General features: G+C 43.1%; 26 protein-coding genes. 5 read left to right on the top strand and 21 right to left on the bottom strand.

The features are described from left to right. Positions 1-41: 41 nt before the first annotated feature. Positions 42-1,373: a M16 family metallopeptidase gene (locus tag GSY63_RS16155; RefSeq protein WP_166586836.1), complete on the bottom strand. Its 1,332-nt coding sequence runs from the start codon at positions 1,371-1,373 to the stop codon at positions 42-44. A gap of 11 nt (positions 1,374-1,384) precedes the next feature. Further along, complete coding sequence (locus GSY63_RS16150) at positions 1,385-2,764, bottom strand: M16 family metallopeptidase (RefSeq protein ID WP_243749245.1); 1,380 nt, start codon at positions 2,762-2,764, stop codon at positions 1,385-1,387. Between the two features lie 183 nt (positions 2,765-2,947). Here GSY63_RS16150 and GSY63_RS16145 point away from each other — a divergent pair, with 183 nt between their 5' ends. Next, the gene (locus GSY63_RS16145) at positions 2,948-3,652 is read left to right on the top strand and encodes a DUF2490 domain-containing protein (protein ID WP_166586835.1); all 705 of its coding nucleotides are present in this window, start codon (positions 2,948-2,950) and stop codon (positions 3,650-3,652) included. 154 nt (positions 3,653-3,806) lie between these two features. Here GSY63_RS16145 and GSY63_RS24695 read toward each other — a convergent pair whose 3' ends face one another. The 8 genes from GSY63_RS24695 to GSY63_RS16110 form a co-directional block, all read right to left on the bottom strand. Then, positions 3,807-4,121, bottom strand: coding sequence for a hypothetical protein (locus GSY63_RS24695; RefSeq protein WP_208094561.1), 315 nt, complete (start codon positions 4,119-4,121; stop codon positions 3,807-3,809). 36 nt (positions 4,122-4,157) lie between these two features. Then, on the bottom strand, positions 4,158-4,664 hold the full coding sequence (locus GSY63_RS16140) for a DUF2199 domain-containing protein (RefSeq protein ID WP_166586834.1): 507 nt from the start codon (positions 4,662-4,664) through the stop codon (positions 4,158-4,160). A gap of 92 nt (positions 4,665-4,756) precedes the next feature. Then, complete coding sequence (locus GSY63_RS16135; protein ID WP_166586833.1) at positions 4,757-5,353, bottom strand: DUF4230 domain-containing protein; 597 nt, start codon at positions 5,351-5,353, stop codon at positions 4,757-4,759. Between the two features lie 182 nt (positions 5,354-5,535). After that, entirely contained in the window at positions 5,536-5,958 is a 423-nt protein-coding gene (locus GSY63_RS16130; RefSeq protein ID WP_166586832.1) for an OsmC family protein, read from the bottom strand. 103 nt (positions 5,959-6,061) lie between these two features. Next, on the bottom strand, positions 6,062-7,138 hold the full coding sequence (namA, locus tag GSY63_RS16125) for an NADPH dehydrogenase NamA (RefSeq protein WP_166586831.1): 1,077 nt from the start codon (positions 7,136-7,138) through the stop codon (positions 6,062-6,064). A 165-nt stretch (positions 7,139-7,303) separates the two neighbouring features. After that, positions 7,304-7,735 (bottom strand): hypothetical protein, encoded by a 432-nt coding sequence (locus GSY63_RS16120; protein WP_166586830.1) that lies wholly within the window; start codon positions 7,733-7,735, stop codon positions 7,304-7,306. 105 nt (positions 7,736-7,840) lie between these two features. Next, positions 7,841-10,024, bottom strand: a complete 2,184-nt coding sequence (locus GSY63_RS16115; protein WP_166586829.1) for a TonB-dependent receptor — start codon at positions 10,022-10,024, stop codon at positions 7,841-7,843. Positions 10,025-10,121: 97 nt separating this feature from the next. Further along, positions 10,122-10,520 (bottom strand): hypothetical protein, encoded by a 399-nt coding sequence (locus GSY63_RS16110; RefSeq protein ID WP_166586828.1) that lies wholly within the window; start codon positions 10,518-10,520, stop codon positions 10,122-10,124. Between the two features lie 209 nt (positions 10,521-10,729). Between GSY63_RS16110 and GSY63_RS16105 the strand changes: the two genes are divergently transcribed. After that, positions 10,730-11,959: an NADP-dependent isocitrate dehydrogenase gene (locus GSY63_RS16105; RefSeq protein ID WP_166586827.1), complete on the top strand. Its 1,230-nt coding sequence runs from the start codon at positions 10,730-10,732 to the stop codon at positions 11,957-11,959. Positions 11,960-12,196: 237 nt separating this feature from the next. Beyond that, positions 12,197-13,177 carry a type I phosphomannose isomerase catalytic subunit gene (locus tag GSY63_RS16100; RefSeq protein WP_166586826.1) on the top strand — a complete coding sequence of 327 codons (981 nt, stop codon included), beginning with the start codon at positions 12,197-12,199 and terminating at the stop codon, positions 13,175-13,177. A 112-nt stretch (positions 13,178-13,289) separates the two neighbouring features. Here GSY63_RS16100 and GSY63_RS16095 read toward each other — a convergent pair whose 3' ends face one another. The 3 genes from GSY63_RS16095 to GSY63_RS16085 form a co-directional block, all read right to left on the bottom strand. Beyond that, a complete protein-coding gene (locus tag GSY63_RS16095; RefSeq protein WP_166586825.1) occupies positions 13,290-13,895 on the bottom strand; it encodes a YdeI/OmpD-associated family protein in 606 nt (201 codons plus the stop codon). Positions 13,896-14,216: 321 nt separating this feature from the next. Next, positions 14,217-15,341: a 4-hydroxyphenylpyruvate dioxygenase gene (hppD, locus tag GSY63_RS16090; protein ID WP_166586824.1), complete on the bottom strand. Its 1,125-nt coding sequence runs from the start codon at positions 15,339-15,341 to the stop codon at positions 14,217-14,219. A gap of 140 nt (positions 15,342-15,481) precedes the next feature. After that, positions 15,482-16,639 carry a homogentisate 1,2-dioxygenase gene (locus GSY63_RS16085; RefSeq protein ID WP_166586823.1) on the bottom strand — a complete coding sequence of 386 codons (1,158 nt, stop codon included), beginning with the start codon at positions 16,637-16,639 and terminating at the stop codon, positions 15,482-15,484. Positions 16,640-16,973: 334 nt separating this feature from the next. Between GSY63_RS16085 and GSY63_RS16080 the strand changes: the two genes are divergently transcribed. Beyond that, positions 16,974-17,969 (top strand): fumarylacetoacetate hydrolase family protein, encoded by a 996-nt coding sequence (locus tag GSY63_RS16080; RefSeq protein WP_166586822.1) that lies wholly within the window; start codon positions 16,974-16,976, stop codon positions 17,967-17,969. A gap of 143 nt (positions 17,970-18,112) precedes the next feature. Here GSY63_RS16080 and GSY63_RS16075 read toward each other — a convergent pair whose 3' ends face one another. The 6 genes from GSY63_RS16075 to GSY63_RS16050 form a co-directional block, all read right to left on the bottom strand. Beyond that, positions 18,113-18,862, bottom strand: a complete 750-nt coding sequence (locus GSY63_RS16075; RefSeq protein WP_166586821.1) for a LytR/AlgR family response regulator transcription factor — start codon at positions 18,860-18,862, stop codon at positions 18,113-18,115. Next, positions 18,862-19,896 carry a sensor histidine kinase gene (locus tag GSY63_RS16070; protein WP_166586820.1) on the bottom strand — a complete coding sequence of 345 codons (1,035 nt, stop codon included), beginning with the start codon at positions 19,894-19,896 and terminating at the stop codon, positions 18,862-18,864. The genes GSY63_RS16075 and GSY63_RS16070 overlap by 1 nt, the downstream gene beginning before the upstream one ends. 12 nt (positions 19,897-19,908) lie before the next feature. After that, complete coding sequence (locus GSY63_RS16065; RefSeq protein ID WP_166586819.1) at positions 19,909-20,244, bottom strand: DUF4288 domain-containing protein; 336 nt, start codon at positions 20,242-20,244, stop codon at positions 19,909-19,911. A 45-nt stretch (positions 20,245-20,289) separates the two neighbouring features. Further along, positions 20,290-21,129: a LiaF transmembrane domain-containing protein gene (locus GSY63_RS16060; RefSeq protein WP_166586818.1), complete on the bottom strand. Its 840-nt coding sequence runs from the start codon at positions 21,127-21,129 to the stop codon at positions 20,290-20,292. Between the two features lie 237 nt (positions 21,130-21,366). Further along, a complete protein-coding gene (locus tag GSY63_RS16055; RefSeq protein ID WP_166586817.1) occupies positions 21,367-22,128 on the bottom strand; it encodes an SDR family NAD(P)-dependent oxidoreductase in 762 nt (253 codons plus the stop codon). Positions 22,129-22,202: 74 nt separating this feature from the next. Then, the gene (locus tag GSY63_RS16050) at positions 22,203-22,610 is read right to left on the bottom strand and encodes a helix-turn-helix domain-containing protein (protein WP_166586816.1); all 408 of its coding nucleotides are present in this window, start codon (positions 22,608-22,610) and stop codon (positions 22,203-22,205) included. A gap of 69 nt (positions 22,611-22,679) precedes the next feature. Between GSY63_RS16050 and GSY63_RS16045 the strand changes: the two genes are divergently transcribed. Next, positions 22,680-23,864 carry a hypothetical protein gene (locus tag GSY63_RS16045; protein ID WP_166586815.1) on the top strand — a complete coding sequence of 395 codons (1,185 nt, stop codon included), beginning with the start codon at positions 22,680-22,682 and terminating at the stop codon, positions 23,862-23,864. Here the strand turns inward: GSY63_RS16045 and GSY63_RS16040 are convergent. Then, a complete protein-coding gene (locus GSY63_RS16040) occupies positions 23,853-24,317 on the bottom strand; it encodes an SRPBCC family protein (RefSeq protein ID WP_166586814.1) in 465 nt (154 codons plus the stop codon). The genes GSY63_RS16045 and GSY63_RS16040 overlap by 12 nt on opposite strands. A 172-nt stretch (positions 24,318-24,489) precedes the next feature. Continuing rightward, positions 24,490-25,551, bottom strand: a complete 1,062-nt coding sequence (locus GSY63_RS16035) for an agmatine deiminase family protein (RefSeq protein WP_166586813.1) — start codon at positions 25,549-25,551, stop codon at positions 24,490-24,492. Positions 25,552-25,555: the final 4 nt, after the last annotated feature.

Here is a 25,555-nt window from a genome sequence, read left to right as displayed (position 1 = left end):
CGGTTGTAAAGCCGGCCTTTGCGTCAAATGCGAATGTTTAATTAATGGCTAACCGGGTTATCAGCCCCCATTGTACCATTAGTATATAGCAACGGATTAACCTTTTTGGTATCCCCTTGATAAACCCAAACAATGTTGCCAATGTATTTTCGGAAGGCATCATTAACCTGCGACTGAGTTAGTTTTTTAACATCATCTGCCAGGGTTAAAGAGCGCTGCCAGTTATCCTGAATAACTTCATTAGATACAATCGAACTGGCTTGCGCACTGTTGGTTTCTTGGGTATTGTAGAATCTTGTGAGGTAGGTTGTTTTCATATTTTTAACCTCATCGGCAGTAAAGCCTTCACTTTTGATCTTGGCAACCAGTTTGTCAAACACCGCAATATATTTATCTGGTTGGGTGGTGGATACCGAGAATTTGGCGAACGAGGTGCTGCCATTGCTAAACTGCGCACCCGGCGCATATGATAAGCCATTATTGGTACGTACATCTAAAAAGTGACGATCGTAAAATATGCGCATTGCTACCAAAAACGCATCGTAATCCGGGCTGCCTGGTTGCGGACCGCTGGTTATTCCTACTACATAGTTGGTGGCCAACTCGCGCGGCTGCGACGAGAAAGTATTTTTATACACCCTGAAGAATGATTTTTTCTGCTGAAATGGCGAGCCCGCTTTTACACCAGCCAGTAAACCCTTCACTTTAGTCTCCACCTCTTCCTTGCTTAAATCGGCCACGATAACAATGGTAAGGTGCGACTTTACAAAAACAGATTTATAGTAGGCCTTAACTTCATCCGGCGTGAAGGTTTGCATTATAGCGGCGGTACCCGACGGATTTTTAGCATAGTCGCGATTAGCGAAAGCTACCTGGTTGGCGTAATTGTTAATAGCCACATCAGGGCGCGAATCGGCATCTTTCAAATTATTGATCTCATCTTGCTTAACACGGACAAACTCTTTAGCATCAAATGCCGGCTCTTTAAGTGCTGATACATACAGTGGCCATACAGTTTCAAAATCACTCTTAATACAGTTCATTCGAAGTACGGAGTAATCTTTGTAGGTGCCGCTAAAAACCTGAGCACTTACTTTATCCAACTGGTTTTTAAAGTCGTTCTTGGGATATTTGGCCGTGCCGCATTCGGTAAGCGCATCCATCGCTATAGCCTCGATTCCCTGCTTGGTTGCCGGATAGTTTTGCACGCCACCTTTAATTACGGTTTGTATCTCTACAATATCATTACCGCTGGGTTGCACTATTACTTTAACACCATCAATTGTGGTTTCGTAAGCCTTATTCTGCGCATGTAGAGGCTTAATATTATATAAGGTAGCTGCCACAAGCAGCATAAAAATTCTTTTTTTCATGACGATAAAAATTATTTAGCTGCAAAAAAAGAGGCAACGTTAGTTTGTTTACTTAGTTCGGGTTTGATGATGATACCGGCAACCATTGGTTTGCCTGCAAGATATTTTTGTACATAACGGTTTATATCGTCACGGGTAATTTTTTGATAATTACTGTCGTTATCTGTAAAATAATCAAGCGAAGTACTGCACCATTGATAACTTAACTGGCTAGGCAGCGACGATGGTTTTTCCTTATTACGCACAGCATTTCGCAGTAGAATTGCTTTAGCATCTTTCAGCTGATCGTCGGTATAATAATCTGGTTTTACCAGCAGGTTTAACTGATTTTGAACCTCGTCATAGCACTCTTTTAATTTATTAGGGTTTGGCAGAACATATAGATCAACCTCACCTGTGTAACGCGTAGTTTGATAGCTTGCCTGTGCGGCGGTTGCCAAACCCTTATCAACCAGGGCTTGCTGTATTTTTGACGAGTTAAGGCCCAAAATAGTATTAAATACATCAACAGCTAAGGTACCGGCAGAGTCTGTAGCAAAACCAGGCCCCTGCCACGAGAACAACATATATGGCGTTTGTGCGATAGATGATTCTTTTACGTAGTATTCGGTTTTGTCTAAAGGTTTAAATGGCGGGATCGGATATTTTACCTGAGGGTCTTCGCCACTGCTTTCCCAACTTCCAAAAATACTTTCGGCCATGGCAAATGCGTCATCGTGCTTTACATCACCACAGATGGTTAGCAAGCTATTGTTTGGTACATAATATTTCCCCTTGATGATCATCATTTTCTCAGGCGTTGCGGTGTTGATGATCTCGTGGATTCCGATTGGATTTTTACGGGTAATCAGATCGCCCCAAAGATGCTTCTGTGTTTCGTACCAGATCTGGAAACCCGGGTCGCTTTCGGCACGCTGAAACTCTCCATCAACTACAGGGCGCTCTTTCTTCATATCTTCTTCGCGATAAATCGGGAAGCGGATAGCCGCGTTCATGAACTTTAAACCTGCATTTAAACTGTCTTTATCAAAGGTGAAGAAGTAGTTAACACGTTCTACATCGGTGGTACCATTCCAGATGGCACCCAGTTCCTGGGTACGTTTTAAAAACGATGCCTGATCGGGATAGTCCTTATTTGCCTTAAAAAACATATGCTCAAACAGATGCGAAAGTCCGCTGTACTCGGGGCCTTCCGTATATGCGCCATTTTTAACCGCAATTTCGATAGTGGTTAACGGAACCTTCGTATTTTCTATCACTACTACTTCCAGTCCGTTAGGTAATTTCTTCCAGAAATAGCTTTGCGGAAGCCGGGGCTGCGCATGCACAATGAGCATACACAAAGCACCTGCGACTGATAAACACAGGCGTTTGATAAAGTTTGGAGTCATAATTGTTTGAAGCTTTTAGAGTTAATCTTCTAAGATAACACTTCTGTTTGAATGTAACTAGTCTGATACCTAATATTTTAGGTATTGATCAGAATTCCTATATTTGCAGACGATCAAGCCCCCAGATCATTTATAACAATTTCTTTTTTTTAGAACTTACAAACTTTACAATTAAGGGTACTTATGAGAGTAAAATTATTAATGGCTTTTGCGGCTGTTACACTTGCGTTTACTGCGCAGGCACAAACCAAGCAAGAGTTTTCGGGCTGGGGGGCATGGTTTCATACACAAAAATTCTCAGAGCACTGGGGGCTTGCTTTTGATGCCCAGTTTCGATCTGCCGACGACTGGAAGTATTTAAAACACCCACTGATTCGCCCTGGCGTTAGCTATTACTTTAAGAAAAATAAGATAGCTACGGTTGGATACTTATTTACTGGAACACACCGGGTAACTGATACCGAAAATACCTTCCGTGTCGAACAACGTATTTGGGAGCAATATATTTACACCCACAAAATACAGCGCACCGCTGTTATGCACCGCTTTAGACTAGAGCAACGCTTTGTAGATAAACAGGGGCCGAGCGACGCATTTTTTGCCCAGCGCTTCCGCTATTTTATCCGCGGCGTAATACCTACCCAAAAAACCGCCGACTTTACCAAAGGCACTTTTGTAGGCCTGCAAAACGAAGTTTTTGTGAACGTGCAAAACAAGGATAAAACCAACAACGCCTTTTTTGACCAGAACCGCGCATACGCTGCCTTTGGCTACCGCTTTAGCAGGAAGCTAGATTTAGAGGCAGGCTACCTCAACCAATACATTAATGGATTGACAAACAATACCATGAACCACGTAGCGCAGATTGCGTTGTATACAAGGTTTTAAAGACCGAAGACCTCACCCGTGAATGTTAGTGCGAGGTGCAATGATAGTGCTGCCCTCTCCTAAAGGAGAGGGCTTTTTGGGGGTAGTGGGTTTATTGGTCACGCCGGCAGGCTCCGCCAGCTATGGAATTACATAATTGCAAGTGCCAATCAGGTCAATTTAAGATCACTGCAATCATAAAACAAGCTGTAATTATTAATTGTATTTTTCCGGTTCTGTTTACAATACGTTTTGAACGCAGATCATCGGCTGTGTCGCTTAAAGCGACTCGATTACTCACATAAACTATCATTAACATTGTAACCCCTTCCGTAAGGGCAATTAGTATTTTCAGCCAAGCTTTCTCGGGTGAATGCATTAAGTTTTCAGGGATGATCAACTCATTATAATATGCGTTCAAAATAATTAATATCCAACATATTATGGCTTGATAAATAACATTTAAAATGGTGTAAAATGGATGCCTCATTGTTAGATTTACACTTAAAATTTAATAACTAGACCGTTAATTCAACAACACATGTACCCGTTTATCTGCTTCTTCCTGAGTAATGCCATAAATGCAATCGTGTACAAAGGCATTGTCTTGGTCTTTGTGGGGAAACACTTCTGGTCGTTGACCTTTGGAACCGCAAACAACGTTGGTTTTGAGCGATAAGGTGTTATCGTACTCGGAAATTTGGTTGCAGAGATAGCCGAAAAAAGTGGTGCCTTCGATATCTTCATTAAAGTTGTCCATATAATGGACGAAGTTCTTTTCACTGACTGACACCCATACTCCGTATTCAAGCGTCTGATCGGTATCAATTACTGGCAAACGAAGTATGGCCCGAATGAAGCGGTCAGTCTGGTCGCCATAATCAATGATGCACCAATCTTCGCTAAGAGTTGCTAGTTTGTCTTTATCTTCCTGCGAAAGAATATGATAATAATGAGGAGAATTAAAAGCTATTGCAGGCCAGTCGTGGTGTACTTCGTTACAAACGGAACATTGATAAGGCATCTTAGTCATATAGTTGTTTCCACAAATCTATCATTATCGATTAATAGGATTAAAAAGCAATAGACTTTTTAACAAATAAATTAATCCGCTATCACCTAAACCTACTTAAACTTAATCATCACCACTTTACCCGAAATATTCTCCAGCATAGGCTTAAATATCAGGTAAGCATTATCCTGGGCCTTGGTGGTAATGTCCATTTCTTTGGCGTTATCCAGTAGGCGTTTTTCGGCAAGCTTGTAGGTATCTTCTACCATATTTTTGGCGTTGCCGGGGAAGATGGCGCCGGTAATATCATAAACCCTCGACCGTTGATGATCCAGCTTTACATAGCAGATCTCGGCTTTGGGCATCATAACAGTTACCGTGTCGTGGTTGAAATTTTGCTTAATATCTTCCTTCTTAATTTTAGTAAGGTCGATGCAAGCCGTTACCTCCCCTACTGCCAGGAACAGCACTTTCTCATCGGGTAAAAAGGTGTGTACTTCTTTTTTCTCTATCACATCTTTCATAGAGTATTTAACCAGTTCGAGCTTGCCCATGCTGGTTATTTTTTGCACCATCACATCCTCAGTAACTTCGGTATGTGTTGCCGTAAACTGATGCTTGAGATAAAAGAACATGAAAATTAGAAAGGCAGCAATTGCCAGGGTAACCGCCAGTGTTATCGAAATGCGCGAACGCGAGCTTGAAGCCATAATAATTAAATATAGCTATTAGACAACAAAAGAGCGGATTGGTTTATCTGCTCTTTTTAATATGTTCTTATAAAATTGTGTCATTGCGAGCGTTAGCGCGGCAACCTCGTCGCGCGTTGATTATGCATTGGCTACGAGGTTGCTTCGTCGTACCTCCTCGCAATGACACACCATATCAACGTTTATACCCCGTAAGTTACATCCATTGTAATTGGCACACTCAGTGCTTTTGAAATGATACAGCCAGCTTTAGCGCCTTCGGCAATTTGTTTAAATTGTTCTTCAGATACGCCATCGATAGCAGATGCTTTCAAATCAAGATGGATACCTTTAATTTCCAAAGCAATCATATCAAGATCTAAAATAGCATCGGTTGTTAAATCGCCAGGGGTAATGCCTTGCTGAGAAAGCGCTGCGCCTACTGCCATGGTAAAACAACCAGCATGCGCTGCCGCGATTAGTTCTTCCGGGTTAGTGCCTACACCATCTTCAAAACGGGTTTTGAAAGAGTATTGGGTTTTGTTTAAAGTAGTGCTTTGGGTAGTTATTTCGCCTTTACCATCTTTAAGTGTGCCTGCCCAATGGGCGTTTGCTGTACGTTTCATAGTGTGTGATTAATTTGTTGATTTGTCTATTTGATAATTTGTTAATGTCTTTGCACAGGTATTTAGCTTTCGGACTTCCAGTCTTTCCGACTTCCGGACTCTCTTACTTCTTCCTCCACTGCGCCCTGTCGTATTGATCGGGCCATTTAATGTCAACATTGAGTTCGTGTGCTGCACGCAGTGGGAAATGAGGATCGCGCAAAAACTCACGAGCCAGCAACACCAAGTCGGCCTGACCATTACTGATAATTTCGTCTGCTTGTTTGGAGGTTGTGATCAATCCTACGGCTCCGGTTAGTACATCGGCCTCCTTTTTTATTCTTTCTGCAAACTCCACTTGGTATCCGGGGCCGATAGGTATTTTCTGTAATGGCGAATTACCACCGCTCGAACAATCGATCAGGTCTACACCTTTGGTTTTTAAAACTTTTACCAAAGCAACAGAGTCGTCGGCAGTCCAACCGCCATCGACCCATTCGGTAGAAGATATACGCACAAATAAAGCTTTCTCCGAAGGCCATACTTCATGTACACTGTCAATAAGTTCTAACAGAAAGCGGGTGCGGTTTTCGAAAGAACCTCCGTATTCGTCGGTACGCTTATTGGTTAAGGGCGACAAAAACTGATTGATCAGGTAGCCATGTGCGCCGTGCAACTCAATCATATCAAACCCGGCTTTATCGGCGCGTATTGCTGCAGCTTTAAAATCGGCTTTTACTTGTTCGATACCTGCCTTGTCGAGCGCGATTGGGGCATGTTCGGTTTCTGTAAACGGAATGGGGCTCGCTCCAACAGTATCCCACCCATTTTCGTTATTCGCCAGCAGTTGGGCGTTACCCAACCAGGGTTTTTCGCGACTGGCTTTACGGCCGGCATGTGCCAGTTGAGTACCTATATATGCACCTTGCTCGTGCACAAAGTCAGTGATCTCCTTTAGCTTCTCGATGTGTTCATCTTTCCAGATCCCAAGGTCGCCGTAGGAGATGCGGCCTTCGGGCGATACAGCTGCAGCTTCTGTTATAATCAGCGCTGCGCCCCCTATTGCCCTGCTGCCTAAATGTACCAGGTGCCAGTTGTTGGCAAAACCGTCGGTACTCGAATATTCGCACATGGGCGATACCACGATACGGTTTTTTAATTGCAGATTTTTTATTGTTAAAGGAGAAAATAGGTTTGCCATAATGTTATCAAATGTAAAGGAATGAATCCCCTTTGAGTGCTTTCCGTTTGTAATAATTAAATGAAATTACTGTGAAATTACGGCTGCTATTATTGCACGTTTTTGGCGCACCAGCAACAAAAAAGGGCAGGCAGTTAATGCCGGCCCCTCTTCTTATGGCTTGTATTATTGCTTGTATTCGCCGTCGTTTTTCGGGTAACCCTCTTCGTCCAAATCGTCACGGTCATCTTCCGGCGTACGCGAAAGTTCTTCGTCGAGCGGGCTTAATTCGGTGATCTTACCGTCGTCAATATGCATACCTAAGGAATCAACATCGGTTTCTATTGAGCGGGTCCTGTCATACTCACCGCGGGTATCGTAAGGGTTCGATTCGTCATAGTCAGAATTGGCATCACTACCCCCTGGAGCCGCTGTATCGAACAATGCGGGCGGATCGTAGTCCGGATCATCGCCATCAACCTCTATTTCGTAGCTATCAGTTTCCGGATCATATTTCAAGTCTTGCGCAGCAGGTTCTTCACCAAGGTCTTCTCTTATTCTTTTATCTCTGTCCAGGTTTTCATCGTTAAACTCCGGATTAAATTGTTGTTTACTCATAGGTTGTATTTTTAAATATTACGGTATAAACCTGTGCTTATAAAACACACGCAACGAGGGATTGTGTTAGCAAGTTAGCGAAAAATAATTATTGAATAACGAACCCTATTTATTCAAAAGCTTAATCCTAACACCAGCGTTAACTACTACGCCTTCTAACGGGGTATAGATGTCCTTAAAATCCGGATTGGTAATACTGCCTGTATAAATGCTACCCCATTTGGCTTGACTTCGGTTGGTAAGGTTTTCGGCATTGATAAACAAATCCAGGTGTTTCCACATTTTTTGTACCAGCAAACCAAAGGTTACAAATCCTCTCCCCATTGTACCATCATTAAGTAATTGCGAACTTGTATAGAAGCTTTCGGCTCCAAAACGGTAACTGCCCTCAATTTCGTAGGTGGCATCAAAATTTAATTGATTTTTTGGGGTTAAAGGCTGCGTGCCGAGCATGTCATTGAGATGTTGTTTGGTGTCTGTGTAAGTGTATCCTAAATAAAACACCAGTTCATCCATAATCAACTTAATGTTGGTTTCGGCTCCATGAGTTGCTAAAAACCCGGGGGCAGTAATAAAGGTATTGTTTTGCAGCACCAGTGGATGATTGATATGCGTATAGAAAAACAGTTGATTAACATTGATAAAGGCTTCGTCGCCAAGTGCGCTTTTGTAGTTGAGATCGGCATTTAATCCGCTCGATTGCTCGGCCATGGTACTGCCAATATTTAAGGGTTTGATATGCTGATATCCATCATCTTCTGCTTGATCGTTAAATAATGACGGCATTTTATAGCCTAAGCCACCACCAATTCTACTGGTTAAATGAGCGTTTATTTTAAACAAGGCATTTATTCGGGGTAAAAAGAAAAACCCATTTGATGGCCTAGCTGGCGCCGGCGTATTCTCATCAACCCTCAACCCGCTTTCGAGCGAAAACCAGGATGTTGCCCTGTAGGTATTTTGTGCAAATAACCCTATGGTAGTAAGGTTATAATTTAAGTTATCTTGTGGTGGCTTCGCCATAAAATTATCAGTTACAAGGCTGGAACCTGCCACCCATGAAGCTTTTTCACCGTTTCGCACGTAGTTTACTTCACTGTAAGATGAAACTTGTTTGCCCTTGAAATCAAAGCCAGGCTCGCTCAACCGCCGGTCGAAATACCCGATCGAATTCTTAAAATTAATTTGACTTTCTTCATCAATTTTATGCGTAAACGATAGCTGTGTAGAAAAACGGAACGTTTTATTTCGTTCAAAATACTGATGCACATTATCTGTGTTACCGTCCAGTACCTGCATGTCGCCGCCGTAGCGGTTCTCGTAGGTAGTATTTATGCCAAACCAGCCTGTATTCCGCTCATTAAAGTATAGAAAGACTTTAGGGTTAATTGTAAAACGGTTAGTTTGAGGAATTGCACTAAAACCTGTATTGAAAGGATCGAAAGCACCATTATGATTATAAGAGCCAAAAATAGTGGCACCAACAGATTTACCCTTTTCGCTATAGTAGATACTCGCATCTGCGCCCTTAGCACTCGTGCCGTTTAACAGGAAAGTAAGTTCGGGGCTGTTCTGCGGGGTTTTGCTAATGAGGTTAATTAAGCCCGCTATGGCTCCGCCACCATAAAGTGTCGATGCCGAACCTTTAACAAACTCTACTTGATTTAGGTTAAGCGGGCTGATCTGCAAAAGACTCAAGCCACCCGAAAAACCGGAATATAAAGGCATACCATCCTGCAAAAGTTGCGTATAACGGCTATCCAAACCTTGAATCCGAAAGCTGGCGTTTGAGCTCACAGCCGAGGTTTGCTGCACATGGACGCCCGTTGCTTCACCTAACAACATTTTAATGTCGCCCGGTCGCATGGTACTCTTCTCGTCCAGCTCTTCGGAGGGCAAGGCTTCAATCCTGGTGGGAACATCCCGTAGATTTTGATTTATACGGGTGGTTTGTACTACCACCTCCGCCAATTCACCCGAAGCCGGTTCGAGACCAATCTCAAAAATTTGCCCCGGGTTCTTTAAAGGAAATTTATAAACAAGCTTACTCACACTAAAACCAACATAAGTAATGGTAACTGCAAAGCTCCCATCTGGAATATTAGTTATTGTTATCATTCCGCTGGTGTCGGCACTGGTAGAGATTTTAAGGTCGGGTATAGCAGCGGTGGCTCCTTTTAACAAAGCTTTAGTTTGATTATTAACCACTTTTGCTCTAAAGATATTTTGTGCCGTTACCAAAGTGGCAGATAACAACACATAGAAAATAAGCACGATGGTTTTTTTCATGAATTTGCATATAGCTTCAGCCAATGGATACGGGAAGGCATGCCATTGGCTATTATAATAAAATAAATAGATTGATTAAGATTTTCGAATGCTATGACTAGCTATGCGGCGGGCGAAGCAGCACCCTACGGTAACCCGAGGGGTAAAATGATTGATAAAATTGCGAATGAGTTATCACGACTTCGGGCACAAGTAGTAAAGTGACGGTAGGTTGTACAAAAACCACGTTCAAAGGGCTTGCCTGATGCTGAAACTGAACCGGGTTTCCGCTGGCTGGTATTTTGTCGTCCTTATTGTTGCCGAAAATTTCTTTTCCGTGGAGCAGGTAGTCGCCAATAAAATCAATCGCTCCCATTTCATCTGCCGAGGTAACGGCCGTATAATTCTTATACATCTGGGGGATATCACGTAGTAACGAAAAATCGCCCAATGGCAGTATCACACCGCTCGCAAAAAACAGTAATGCAAAAAAACAGCAGGCGGTTCTTTTTACCATTAGCGCAAAGTTAAAGATTGTCCTTAAAGTTATGATTCCATTGATACCCATTTTTTGCATCATAAGATTACCAACATTAAGTCAACCTTTCCAAATCATTAACACTCTTGTATAAATGTATTTACAAAGTCATACATTTCGGTTTTAATCGGTTTAGATAAACTCAATTTTATATATTTGGAACCACTAACCGCAAAAGTTTATCAGAAATGTCAAAAATTAAAGTAGAAAATCCGGTTGTAGAACTGGACGGCGACGAAATGACCCGCATCATATGGAAGTTTATTAAAGATAAACTTATCCTGCCTTATCTTGATCTGGATATTAAGTACTATGACCTTGGTATCGAATATCGTGACGAAACTAACGATCAGGTGACCATTGATGCTGCCAACGCTATTAAACAATATGGTGTAGGTATCAAATGCGCAACCATTACACCGGATGAAGCCCGTGTAGAAGAGTTTGGCTTGAAACAAATGTGGAAATCGCCAAACGGAACTATCCGTAACATTCTGGATGGTACTGTATTCCGCGAGCCGATTGTAATGAACAACGTACCTCGTTTAGTACCTAACTGGACTGCACCTATCTGCATTGGCCGTCACGCTTTTGGCGACCAGTACCGTGCTACCGACTTTGTAACCAAAGGCAAAGGTAAACTTACTATCAAATTTACACCAGAAGATGGCGGCGAAGAGCAATCATTCGAAGTGTTTAACTTTAAAGGCGATGGCGTTGCTTTGGCAATGTACAACACCGACGAGTCTATCAAAGGCTTTGCTCACGCTTGCTTTAACCAGGCTTTAATGAAAGGCTGGCCTTTATACTTATCTACTAAAAACACCATCTTAAAGAAATATGATGGCCGTTTTAAAGATATTTTCGAAGAGATCTACCAAAACGATTACAAACAAAAATTTGCTGATGCTGGTATCACTTACGAGCACCGTTTAATTGATGACATGGTTGCATCTGCCCTTAAATGGAATGGTAACTTTGTTTGGGCTTGTAAAAACTATGATGGCGACGTTCAGTCTGACACTGTAGCACAAGGTTTTGGTTCATTAGGCTTAATGACCTCTACCCTGGTTACTCCAGACGGTACCGTTATGGAAGCTGAAGCTGCACACGGTACAGTTACCCGCCACTTCCGCGAGTATCAAGCCGGCCGCAAAACTTCTACCAACCCAATTGCATCTATTTTTGCATGGACCCGTGGTTTAGAGTTCCGTGGTATTTTAGATGGCAACCAGGAGCTGATCGATTTCTGTAAAGCACTGGAAGAAGTTTGTATCGAAACTGTAGAAAGTGGTAAAATGACCAAAGATTTGGCTATCACCATTAAACCTAAAGTTGAACACGGTACCGACTACCTGTACACCGAAGAATTCTTAGAAGCAATTGACGAAAACCTGAAAGCTAAATTAGGTAAGTAATTTCTCGCTTTTGTATATTGAAAAGGCCGCTTAACATTAAGCGGCCTTTGTTGTTTATGTATATATTTGTTTGCCGGCCATCATCATGCGAAAAACGAAGCGTTTGTTGTGCTGAGCTACGTCGAAGCATCCGATATACAGAACTGCTCTGTAGTTTGGAGATTGCTTCGTACCTCGCAATTATGTGAACTGGCGTACTATTAGCAAATTACTTTAAAGAAACATACACATTTTACCATGTCATCATTATATCCATTAAAATTTAAAACCATCTACAAAGACAAAATCTGGGGTGGGCACAAGATTGAAACTTACCTGCATAAAGACTTTGGCGATTTGCCTAACTGTGGCGAAACCTGGGAAATATCGGGCGTAAAAAGCGATGTTTCTGTTGTTGACGGCGGCAGCCTCGACGGCGAATCATTAGCCGACTTGTTAGAACAATATAAAGATGAACTGGTAGGTAAAAAGGTATACGACCACTTTGGCAATATCTTCCCACTGCTGGTTAAGTTTATTGATGCCAATGACGACCTTTCTATCCAGGTACACCCTAATGATGAGCTGGCTAAAAAACGCCACAACTCTTTCGGCAAAACCGAAATGTGGTATGTGATAGAAGCAGATCCGGGTTCTACATTGATCAGCGGGTTTAACCAGGAAGTAAACGAGCAGATTTATTTAGATAAACTGAACAGCGGCCACATTATGGACATCCTTAACCGCGAGGACGTTAAAGCAGGTGATGTGTTCTTTTTGCCAGCCGGCCGTGTGCATACCATTGGTAAGGGCTTGCTGATTGCCGAGATTCAGCAAACATCAGACATTACTTACCGTATCTACGATTTCGACCGTGTAGACGATAAAGGCAACAAACGCGAACTGCACACCGAAGAGGCCCTTGCCGCTATAGATTATAAGTTTTACAACCAGTACAAAACCGCGTATACGCCTAAGAAAAACGAAGACGTTCACCTGGTAACGTGCCCTTACTTTACCACCAACGTAATGGACTTTACCGAGAACACCTCAAAAGATTACAGCAACCTGGATTCATTTGTAATATACGTTTGTGTTGAAGGCGCCTTCCAAATCAAATACGCAGATCAAAGCTATGATGTAAAAATGGGCGATTGCATGTTGTTACCGAAGACCATTGATAAGGTTGAGCTGGTGACCTCAACCGGGTTTAAGATTTTGGAGAGTTATATAGAGTAATAATACTCAATAATAATATGGGGTGTCATGCTGAGGGCCTCGAAGTATGGTGCAGATGGCCTGCCCGCTATCCTTCGACGCAGCTCAGGATGACACCCTTTTTATGTCGTACTTACTGATACTTCCAATTCCTCGATTTCCCTTCGGCAATCCATTCTATAGCAGTATTTAAACGCTTCAGCCGGGTGGCATCTGTTTTGGCATCGGCAAACCACTCGAGGTATTCCCTGCGTTTGGATGGGCTGAAATTCTCATAATTGTCCCGGGCTGCGGCATGGCCGTTAAGCAGCTCATCAAAATCATCGGGCATTGATAATTCTACCTTGGCCTTTGGCTGGGCTTTAGCTTTACTTGGTTTAATACCTTGCTTGTTATTATCTATCGCATTCTTTAAATACCACAAAATGATTTCATCGGGTGGCATATCTGCCAGGCCGGTAATTTTGTATAAGCGACCTTCTTCTTCGCCGCCTTTAAACCACCCTTCGGGATCGGGCAACATACCGCTGTGCCAGAAACCCATCCTGCAATGCGCCTTAAACGCGGCCATATAACAAATTGGGCTTTTAAGATCGAAGTGTACGTGTCCCCATTTAATGGTTTCCTTAATGTCGGGATCAGCTTGGTGTACCAGGTCGCGGAAATGCTCCAATACCGGCTTTGCATACGCGGGAACTTTAGCAATGTAAGCGTCTACGCGAGGATCGAGAATTGCCATGATTTTACAGATAATGGGTTTTGTTAAATACTAAATTAAGAAAACCCCATTAACTACAAAAGCCCGCTTGTGCGGGCTTCGTATTCTGCGATGATGTAGAAGAGGGCTCTTCTATTTGGTTCTGATAAGGTATAGGTCTATTAAACAAATATGATATAAAGAGACAAAAAATGACCAAAATGCGCAATCCGCATTATCACCCGTATTGATACCGTGAAAACACCTTTTTTATTAACTATTAGGCATATTGTGGTACACAAAAAAGCCCCCGACACGTCGGGGGCTCCACCCATTTCTGGGTTACTATCAATCAGTTAACAGTTACAAATTGCCTCTTAGCTCCTGCTCGCGTTCTATGGCTTCGAACAAGGCTTTAAAGTTACCCGCTCCAAAAGAGCGGGCGCCTTTACGTTGTATAATTTCGAAGAACACGGTTGGGCGGTCTTCTACAGGTTTGGTAAAAATCTGAAGCAGGTATCCTTCGTCGTCCCGGTCTACGAGGATACCCAGTTTTTTTAGCGGCTCCAGATCTTCATCAATATGGCCTACACGATCGAGCAGGTCATCGTAATAGGTATTAGGTACAGTCAAAAACTCCACACCACGGTTTTTTAATGCCGTTACAGTTTCTACAATATCATGTGAAGCCAAAGCCATGTGTTGTACACCTTCGCCTTCATAAAATTCGAGGTATTCTTCAATCTGCGATTTCTTTTTACCCTCAGCCGGTTCGTTGATCGGAAATTTCACGTAACCATTGCCATTGCTCATTACCTTACTCATCAACGCCGAATATTCGGTCGAGATCATTTTGTCGTCAAACGTCAGGATATTACGGAAGCCCATAATGTCTTCGTAAAAGTTTACCCATTCGTTCATTTTATGCCAGCCTACGTTACCCACGCAGTGGTCTACATAAAGCAAGCCTGTTGACTCCGGATTGTAGTCAGATTTCCATTCTTTATATCCCGGTAAAAAAGTACCGTTATAGTTTTTACGTTCGATGAACAGGTGTACCGTTTCGCCATACAGCACAATGCCGCTGGTACGTACTTCGCCATGTTCATCTGTCAAGGTTTGTGGCTCCTGATAAGCTTTTGCGCCGCGCTTGGTGGTTTGCTCAAAGGCATCATAAGCATCGTCAACCCAAAGGGCCAAAGCTTTTACACCGTCGCCATGTTTTTTAATATGTTCTGCTATCGGATGCTCCGAATGCAAGGGCGTAGTTAGCATGATCCTGATCTTCTCCTGCTGTAATACATACGATACGCGGTCGCGCACGCCAGTCTCAGGACCTGCATACGCCAGGCTTTGAAATCCGAAAGCGGTTTTGTAAAAATGCGCGGCCTGCTTGGCATTGCCTACATAAAATTCGATATAATCCGTGCCGTTCAACGGCAGGAAATCTTGCGTCTTTGTCGGTTGTTCTATTGTTAATGTTTCCATTTTGCTTCAGCCTGACCCTCTCCAGAGGAGAGGGAATTTTTAGTAGTTATATATTTTAGTATTTCCTGGATATTTTATCTAATGTCCTAACTCCAGAAATTCGGATCATTCTTTAATTCTGTAAATTCTGGTTCAGGCTTTTACTCCGCCCAACTTTTATAATAATTGGGGTCTTCTATTTTCAACGCCTCTTCCGTTAACATCAGTGGCCTGAAAGGGTCTATCATTACCGCCAATTCTTCCGTGCTTTCTTTACCAATTGATTTCTCCACCGAACCCGGGTGCGGCCCATGCGGAATACCACCAGGATGTAAGGTTATCTGTCCTTTAACCACGTTTTTGCGACTCATAAAGTCGCCATCTACATAGTAAAGCAGTTCGTCGCTATCTACGTTGCTATGGTTATACGGTGCGGGTATCGACTGTGGATGGTAATCGAACTTGCGTGGCACGAACGAGCAAATCACAAAATTGTGCCCTTCGAAGGTTTGGTGCACCGGTGGTGGCTGATGTAGCCGACCCGTTATCGGTTCAAAATCGTGAATAGAGAATGCCCATGGGTAATGCAAGCCATCCCACCCAATAAAATCGAAAGGGTGCGTGCCGTATATGTAGGGATAGATCAAGCCTTGCTTTTTGATCAGCACTTTAAAGTCGCCTTTCTCATCATGGGTTTCCAGATCCTGCGGGCGTTTAATATCGCGTTCGCAATAGGGGGAATGCTCCATCAGCTGGCCAAATTCGTTACGGTAGCGTTTAGGCGGACGAATTGGGCTAAAGCTTTCTACAATAAACAGGCGATTATCGGTATCATTAAAATGCAGTTGATAAATAGTACCGCGGGGGATAACCAGGTAATCGCCATACTCGAACTTAATTTTGCCGAAGCCACTTTTTAAGGTGCCCGATCCTTTATGAATGAAGATCACCTCGTCGGCCTGGCTATTTTTATAGAAATAATCCGTCATACTTTGGCGTGGCGCGGCAAGTGAGATATGCAGATCGTTGTTAACCAATATAGGCTTCCGGCTTTGCAGGTAGTCATCCTCGGGCTTAATATTAAACCCGATGAGGCTGGTATGCTTCAGGTGCTTTTCTCTGGCTATTTTAGGCTCTACACTATAAGGTTCGCCCAACTCTTTAACAATAGTTGGCGGATAGCAATGATATACCAACGAATACATGCTCGAAAAACCTTCGGTAGAAACCAGCTCTTCGGCATACAGCGAACCATCCGGTTTACGGAAAATGGTATGACGCTTATGTGGGACCTCTCCCAGCGTATGATAAAATGGCATAATGGATTACTAATTGGTTAGTAATAAAACGTTACAGCAAGAAATTGGTTGTAATGAAACAGATGCGGCTACTTATATCGCAATTGATACAGACCGCAAAAAAGGTTATTGGGTAACCGAGTATTGAGCGAACACTATTTTCGACAGCATAGCATAGCGAATAGCTGCAACGATCCGGTTAGAGATCATTTTCTGAACGCGATATGTCTGGCTAAATAGGTTCAACGTACTAATTGGTGTTACGAAGTTAATGCTTAAAAATTAATATGCAAGCATAATATTAACGCAACAAAATTTGTTTTAGTTTTGATATAACCACATTATTACCAACCTTATGAAGTTAGTATCCTACAAAACCGAAGACCGGGAACACCTGGGCATATTTGTTAACGGACATATCTATAATCTGCACTCGTGCGATAAGCTGATACCCGATAACATGAACGCTTTTTTAGCCGAAGGAGACGAATTAATGGAACATGCCCAGCGCGTGCATCAGGCCATTAGCAGCGGCGCCATGGAGGCCCGCGAAGAGTTATTTTTTGAGCTCATGGCGCCCGTACCCCACCCCGCTTCATGCCGCGATGCTTATGCTTTCAGACAGCATGTAGAAACAGCCCGTCGCAACCGCAAGGTGCCCATGATACCAGAGTTTGACCAATACCCCGTATTTTATTTTACTAACCATAACGCCATACAAGGCCCGGGCGAAATTGAGTGCATGCCCGACCATTTTGACAAGCTCGACTTTGAGCTAGAGGTTGCCATTGTAATTAATAAGAAGGGACGCAACATTAAAGCCGCTGATGCCGACAGTTACATTGCCGGTTACATGATTATGAACGACATGAGTGCCCGTACCCTGCAAATGGAGGAAATGCTATTAAATCTTGGCCCCGCAAAAGGTAAGGATTTCTCCACCGTTATAGGCCCTTGGCTGGTTACCCCCGATGAATTGGAACAATACAAGATACCTGCCAAACCCGGCCACACCGGCAATGCCTATAACCTGCAAATGAACTGTCGTATCAATGGCAAGCAGGTATCCGCAGGCAACTTTGAAGATATGGACTGGACTTTTGCCGAAATCATTGAGCGCTGCTCTTATGGCTGTGATATCTTGCCGGGAGATGTTATTGGCTCGGGCACGGTTGGTACAGGATGTTTCCTCGAGCTGAATGGGACCGGTTTGCTTAACGACCCCAATTATGCTGCGCAATGGCTGCTTCCGGGCGATTTGATTGAGATGGATGTTACCGGCTTGGGAATGTTAGGAACGGTGATTACCAAGGCTGATAGTGATTGGAGTATTTTGGGGGTAAAGAAATAGCTTTTTTATCTTCACACGTCATTTGCGAGGTACGAAGCAATCCCAAACTATACATAGCGGATCTGCTAATCGGGGTTTGCTTCGTACCTCGTAATGAAGATGTTTTTATATTTTCAATTCCCACTTTAGGGGGCTAGCGGGCTTTATATCCCCAAAACCTGCTTCAATTTCACATAACCAGATTTGCTAACCGGGATTTTGGCGCCTGATTTCAGAATGGCTATGTGGGAATCTTTTTCGTAAGGATCTATTCGGGTTATTTGGTCTATGGCTACAATGTAGGAGCGGTGTACGCGCACAAACTGTCGTGTATCCAGCACTTTTTCAAAGAAGCTCATGGTCTTATTTTTCAGGAACGAGCCTTCGGCGGTGTGCACACTTACATAATCGTCGTCGGCTTCGAGGTAGAGCACATCATTTACCGGGATGATCTTAACCTTAGTGCCGGTTTTAACCACAATACGATCATGCTGTACCGGCGATTCAGACACGGCTTCGAGCAAGCTTTCGGTTTGCTTTTGCTGTTGTACTGGGCTACCGCTTTGCGCCAGGAACTTATCGACCGCCTTCTGAAAACGTTCTTTGCTGAAAGGCTTCAACAAGTAGTCGATAGCATGAGCCTCGAAGGCTTTAATAGCAAATTCGTCGAAAGCGGTAGTAAAAATAACAGCAGGTGGTTGCTCCAATAACTCAAGCATTTCAAAACCATTGATCTTGGGCATTTGCACATCCAGAAATATCAGGTCGGGCTGGTATTGCATAATGGCTTTCATTCCTTCAAAGCCATCACCACACTCCTGCATTACCTGTAAATCGTTTTTGTAATCCTGCAAATATTCCAGAACCACCATGCGTGCCAGTGGTTCGTCGTCAATGACCAATACTTGTTTCATTATGCCTGAGGTATTTTTATTATGGTTGTAAAGATATTATCATTTACATAAGTTTCAACCAAATCGTTGCGGGTATATATCAAATGTAAACGGCGTTGCATCCCACTTAAACCGAAACCGGTTCCCTGCCTTGGCTTGGCAGTTTGCGGGTCGTAAGGGTTTTGCACAATTATCACCAGATAGCCGTCCTCTACCTCTCCCCTTATGCTTACTACTACACTACCGGTGGTATCATACAAACCAAACTTAATGGCGTTTTCTACAACGGGTTGTAACAATAAAGGCGGCAGTGTGGCAACGCGGCATTGGTCATCGCAACTGATCTCGGTTTGCAGGCGGTGCCCGAAACGAACTTTCTCTATATCGAGGTATAACTGCAAGTGCGCCAGCTCCTCGCTTAAGCTAACCTGCTGCTGGTCGTCTTTCTTCAAAGTACCACGCAAAAAGTCAGAGAGCTGGTGAATCATTTTACGGGCTTCTTCGGGTTTAAAACCAATTAGCGCGTTTATAGAATTTAAGCTATTGAACAAAAAGTGCGGCTGTAATTGTTGGCGAAGATTATATAACTCAGCCTCTTTAGCCAGTTTCTCTGCTTCGGCTTTACGCTTTTCATTCTCTTTATTGTCTTGCTGGGCGTACCATACTAAACTGATCATTGCCATCCAGCCTATGGCCATAAAATTGGTAAAATAGCGTAGAATAAGTGATTTAATCACAAACACAAAGTATTCACCATCGCCGATGATCTGTGGTAAGGCAAAACGCGATATAGCCAAACAGATGCCGGCCAATATACCGCACCATATCAACAAGTTAAGGTAGCTGCTTTTAGATGGTTGATAAAAACGCAGCGTATTATCAATAAGCCAACAAGCTGCTGCAAGAGCTACCGAGCTTATAATGCTATCGGTAAGCGCAATGTACCAGTTAAAACCAAAGCTGTGAATAAGGTACACCTGTATGGCAGTCCATACAACGCCGCAGGCTACAAAGCCCCAGCGAAGGTTTACAAAGGTTGATACAGGTGCACTCAAAACGGTTAGTTTTTAATTGTCAAGTTCAATAAGGGAGGCTCTGTGATTAGCCCAGCCTATATATAGATCAGCATTCTCTGCTTCGTGGATATTGCAATAAAGCTCCGTGCCATCGGCCAGCTCGGTAAGCTGGTTAACCTCGGCTACGTTTACAAACTGCCATTTAACAGTTTGCTTGCTATCCTTCAAAAAACGGTCTTCATTATCTTTACCCAATTGGGTTGCTTTCTCAAAAGCCTCGAAACGGGTTTCGGCACTAATGAGGCGCAGTTGCTCATCGAACTGCGCCTGATTGTTGCCTTCATTACTGATGATGCGGAAAATAACTTTTGCGACGTACCAGTTCATGAATTATTGTTTTAGGTGATGATTTGTGATTTAGTGATTGTGTTTTCAGTAACTTTTAACTTCTACCCCGGCAAATATCGAGGTGCCTTTGAGTATCAGAATTTTATCGGCGCTTAGCGGAATTGCTCCGGGGCGGCGTTTATCATCGATACCGGCAAATACTGCTGCCATATCTGATGTTACCTGCCAGTGCGGCGGAACGATGATCTTAATACCACCGAATATCTGGGTGATATCGATATAAACCCTGCCGTTGATATCGGCCTGGGTAAAGTTAAGCTCGGTGCCACCGAACACATTTACCACCTCGCCGCCTTTAAAATCTTTAGAAAGGATATGTTTGTGTACGCTTCCGAAAACAGATGTGGTGTCGATATGGTCGTCGCCTTGCGCAAATTTGGTTTGAGTTTGGCCTGGCTCTGGCTCAATTGGGTTGCCATTTTCATCAAGGTTTACTTTAGCATCCCACTCGGTTTCGTATTTATAGTTATACGAGTAGCTATTGCCTGCATTGTCATACTGGCCCCATTTGCGTTTGAAACTCTTATTGAATTTTTCTTTACCAAGAATAACCCAAAGGCCCAGCATAATAAATACTACCGGCCAGATAAAATGCCAAAGGTTAAAACCGGGGAAGATATCGTTTGCCAGGAAGATACAGCCCACCAGGATCATAATGGTTGAACCTGCGTTTCTGAAGTTATGCTTAGCGCCGGTGTATATACCTACTATAATAAGTATTACCGGCCAGCGGAATAACCACCATGGTGCAATGATCATATCTAATTGTTGGAACAGCAAGATAGCGCCCAGAAGCACCAGTATCAGACCGGCAACTACTTTACCGTTGCCAGCCTTTTTAGGATATATTGTATCGTTGTTCATTGTTCTGAAATAAAATCTGATTCAAAACTATAATAACAACTCACATATGCCAATTAATAACTGGCTGTTAGTGAAAAAAACTCGGTAAACGGGGTTGATGAAGCGGTGAAAAAGAAGAGAATCAAGAATCGGGAATCAAGAATCAGGACAAAGCCTTAATAAAAAGCGTCATTACAGTAGCCTGCAATGACGCTTGTAGAGCTTCTCTTGACTCTTGATTCCCGATTCTTGATTCTCTTAAAGGAACATCCCGCCCGAAGCCTCGATGCGCTGCGCGGTGATCCAACGAGCAGCATCTGAGCATAAGAATGCTACCACACCTCCAATGTCATCTGGCTGACCGATACGGCCCAGCGCAGTTTGCGACGACAGGAACTCAACCAATCCCGGATGCTCGCGTGCAGCGGCTGTAAAATCGGTTTCGATAATGCCGGGGGCTACCGCATTAACCGTAATACCGCGGCTGCCCAGCTCTTTGGCCATGTACTTAGTTAATGTTTCGATGGCACCCTTCATGGAAGCATAAGCCGCATATCCCGGTGTTGAAAACCTGGCCAAACCCGTAGAAGTGTTTACGATGCGACCGCCATCGGCAATTACGGGCAGTAGCGTTTGGGTTAGTAAAAACACGCCTTTAAAGTGGATGTTGTAAAGAGCGTCTAATTGCTCCTCGGTGGTTTGGGCAAATGGTGCTGCCCAATCTATACCTGCATTATTGATTAAGAAATTAAATTTATCTGTGCCCCAAACCTGCTGCAGGGTTTCTGATAAAGCCGCTTTAAAGCTTTCGAAAGTTTTTGCTTCGGCAGTGTTTAACTGCAGGGCGGCGGCTTTGCGGCCAAGGCCTTCAATTTCGGCCACTACTTTATCGGCCTCATCTTTACGGCTGTTGTAGGTTATAATAACGTCATTGCCATTTTTAGCCAGTGCGATGGCTTCGTTTTTACCTAGTCCGCGGCTGCTGCCGGTTACCAGTGCTATTTTATTTGTTGCTTCCATAAATGTCTGATTGTTAATTTGAACAATACAAATGTCCAAATAGTTGCAATCAATATTATGGTGACTACTTCAGATTAAATGGTGACTGTTTCAGTTTTTTGATGCGCCTGGCGGTACTGGTTTGGTGTCATCCCCTCAAAATGTTTGAAGAATTTGGTGAAGTTTGAAGGATCGTAAGTAAGGTTGCGGGCTATCTGGGCAATAGGCATATTGGTATTCACCAGCTGATGGCGCACAATGTCAAGGATGCGATGCTCTATAAAATAGCAGGGCGCTTTACCCGTGGTCAACTTGATGGTATTACTCAAATGCGTGGGATGGATATGCAGCAGCTCTGCAAAATCCCTGATCTCGAACATATCGTTCACCTTGCCGCCCAAAACATCGTCGAGGTGTTTATCTATAGCCTTCAGATAATCTGCAGTAATTTCGTGCTGGCGGGCGAAGATCTTTTTGGGGATTTTGGCTGCAAGGGTTTCCATATCACGAAGTTAGTGAATTGTTAACGGAGTTAATTAGGTGAAATAGTTGGCATCAGTTATATTCGGGGCATGAACGCCTCAACCACCTTACTACAATCCGAAAAAGAGTATACCCTTAAACAAGGCTGGAAAATATTTATTAAAGGCTTTGCCCTACTCATGTTTGCGGGTGCAGCATATTGCTTGTATCTGTTAACGCAGAAAGATGAAAACCCTTACATATTACTTGCCATTGCTATACCTGTAGCCGTTTTGGCTTATTGGGCCTGGCTTGATACAGACAAAAACAAGATTATACTTACGCATGACAGTATTGCCAGACAAACCTCTATTAAACGTAAAGAATTAGCCATAAAAGATATAAAGGGCTACAGGACTGAAAAAGACAATGTTTTTATAAAACCAATTTCTTCGGCCTATCCTAAAATAAGCATCAGCGGAATAAGCTACTGGCGAAATTCGCAAGAAATACAACACTGGCTGCAAACCAATCTTATCGACCTTGATTCTGCCGCTTATGAAGAAGAATTGCAGACAATTTTAGAAGATACAAACCTTGGTGTTACAACAGAAGATCGGCAAAAAAAGCTGGCATCCGTTAAAAAGATTTGTACCTATTTTAACATAGCAGGTATAGTTACCTTTTTTATGCTGCTTGTATTTCCAAAACCCTATCAGTTAGTGATATCAATTGACTTACTGTTGTCGGTAATTTGCATTATTGTTTTCGGTGTATACGCAGGTACAATTACTATGGTTGACGATAGTAAAAAGAATGCGTACCCAACTCTTTCTACCGCTTTATTCCTTTTTGCCGCAGGGCTGTTGTTAAGGATGATGATTGACTACGATTTACTTGATTACGCCAAATGTGTTACCCCTGTTATTGTAGTTTCGATATCATTAGCATTCCTTTTTTTCTTAATCTATAAATTAAGGAAATCCTATAAATTTGGATATACAATTGCCATCGTTATTATCATCTATAGCTATGCAGGCGTTGTCGCCCTGAATTGCGTATTTGACTCTAGCAGCGCAAAAACTTACCATGCTACTATTTTAAGCAAGCACATTTCCCATGGTAAATCAACAACTTATTATTTAGAAATCAGTAAATGGGGAACCCGAACAAATTCGGAGGACGAAAGTGTACCAAGTTCTCTCTATAACGAAGTTAACACAGGGCAAAATGTAAATGTTTATCTTAAACCAGGCCTGCTAAATATCCCGTGGTATTTTATTTCAACTAATTAAGCCCCCGCTCTCAGCATATTCTTTAATCACGCTGTTCCTTTTGATGAGAAGCTTGGTGAGATAAGCAGCAAGTATCAACCTGTCCACCACATATCCCAACACACCAAAAGGAGATTCAAACTGAAAAACATCCGTCATCAACGTGCCGTCGTTTTGAGGCTGAAATGTATGCGTGTGTTTGATTGATTTTAACGGCCCTTTTATCATTTCATCGGTAAAAGATTCGTTAGGTATAAGGCTGGTAATTTTGGAAGTCATCTTAAACCAAATACCGAAATGCCGGGCACGCCAGGTTACATGTTCGCCCAGTTTAATAAGGCCGGTGGTAGTACCATCAACAGCTTCTTCGTTGGTGTGAGCGGTTGAAATTTTATGCATATCGATGCTGAGCGACAGATCAAAACAAACCTTTGGCGGTGCTGCGATAAAGGTTTGTAGGGTGATCTCTGGCATGATGCTATTTTATTTTAAATCTGTCATTTCGAACGATAGAAAGAAATCTTGTACAATGTAAATAACATACAGCAAAAGATTTCTCACATGCGTTCGAAACGGCAAATAGTAGAACAAGACGTGCTGGTTGATGGAGCTCGTCTTGATTCCTGACTCTCGCTTCTTGATTCTCTTACAAAGGTTCCTGCTGACTTAAGCAATGGAAGCTACCCAAGCCCCAGATAATATCAGTTGAATCGATACCTACCACTTTGCGATCAGGGAAGCAATTTTGGATGATTTCCAATGCCAGCGCATCTTTATCGCAACGGTACGTTGGCACCACTACAGCGCTATTGGCAATGTAGAAGTTTGCATACGATGCCGGCAAACGCTGATCGTCATAAATCACAGCATCCGGCATTGGCAACTCCACAATATTTAGCGGGCGGCCATCCAACAGGCGCATATTTTTTAAGGTTTCCAGATTTTCCTGCAGGATGTGGTAATTCTCATCCTCCGGATTGCTTTCTACAACGGTAACTACGGTATCCTCATTTACAAAGCGGGTAATATCATCTATGTGGCCATCGGTATCGTCGCCAATAATGCCGTCGCCCAGCCAAAGAACCTGCTTAACACCGTAGTAGTTTTGCAGGTATTCTTCAATCTGTTCTTTGGTTAAATGTGGGTTACGATTCTCATTGAGCAGGCAGGCTGTGGTGGTTAAAACCGTGCCGGCACCATTAAAATCAACCGAACCGCCTTCCATCACAATACCCGGATGGTATACAAGCAACCCAAATTGGTAAGCAATGCGGGTTGGGATCACATCGTCCAGATCGAACGGCGGATACTTGCCTCCCCATGCATTGTAGCCCCAATCTACAATCACCTTTTCCTTGGTCTCTGCATTAATCAAGAACGCCGGACCATGATCTCTGCACCAGGCATCATTGGTTGGGAACTCGTAGAATTCAATCTTGCTTAAATCAGCACCAACTGCTTCCAGTTGTTCTTTGGCAAAGGCCATCATCAGCTCATCTTTTACGTTGATGCGCACCAGTTCGCCTTCGGCTACTACCTTAATAAACTCGCAATATTTGCTGTAAATCAAACCGATTTTACCCGGCCACGATTCCTCCTTATGAGGCCAGCTTAACCAGGTTGCGGTATGCGGTGCCCATTCGGCTGGAAAAGTAAAGCCTTGCGCGGCAGGACTTGTATTGGAAAGATTTGGAGTTGATTGATCCATGGTG

Origin of the sequence: Mucilaginibacter agri, assembly GCF_009928685.1 — a bacterium.
In the GTDB taxonomy this organism is placed as follows: domain Bacteria; phylum Bacteroidota; class Bacteroidia; order Sphingobacteriales; family Sphingobacteriaceae; genus Mucilaginibacter; species Mucilaginibacter agri.
Note: the sequence above shows the minus strand (reverse complement) of the source record. Positions and strands in the feature narration are given on the sequence as shown.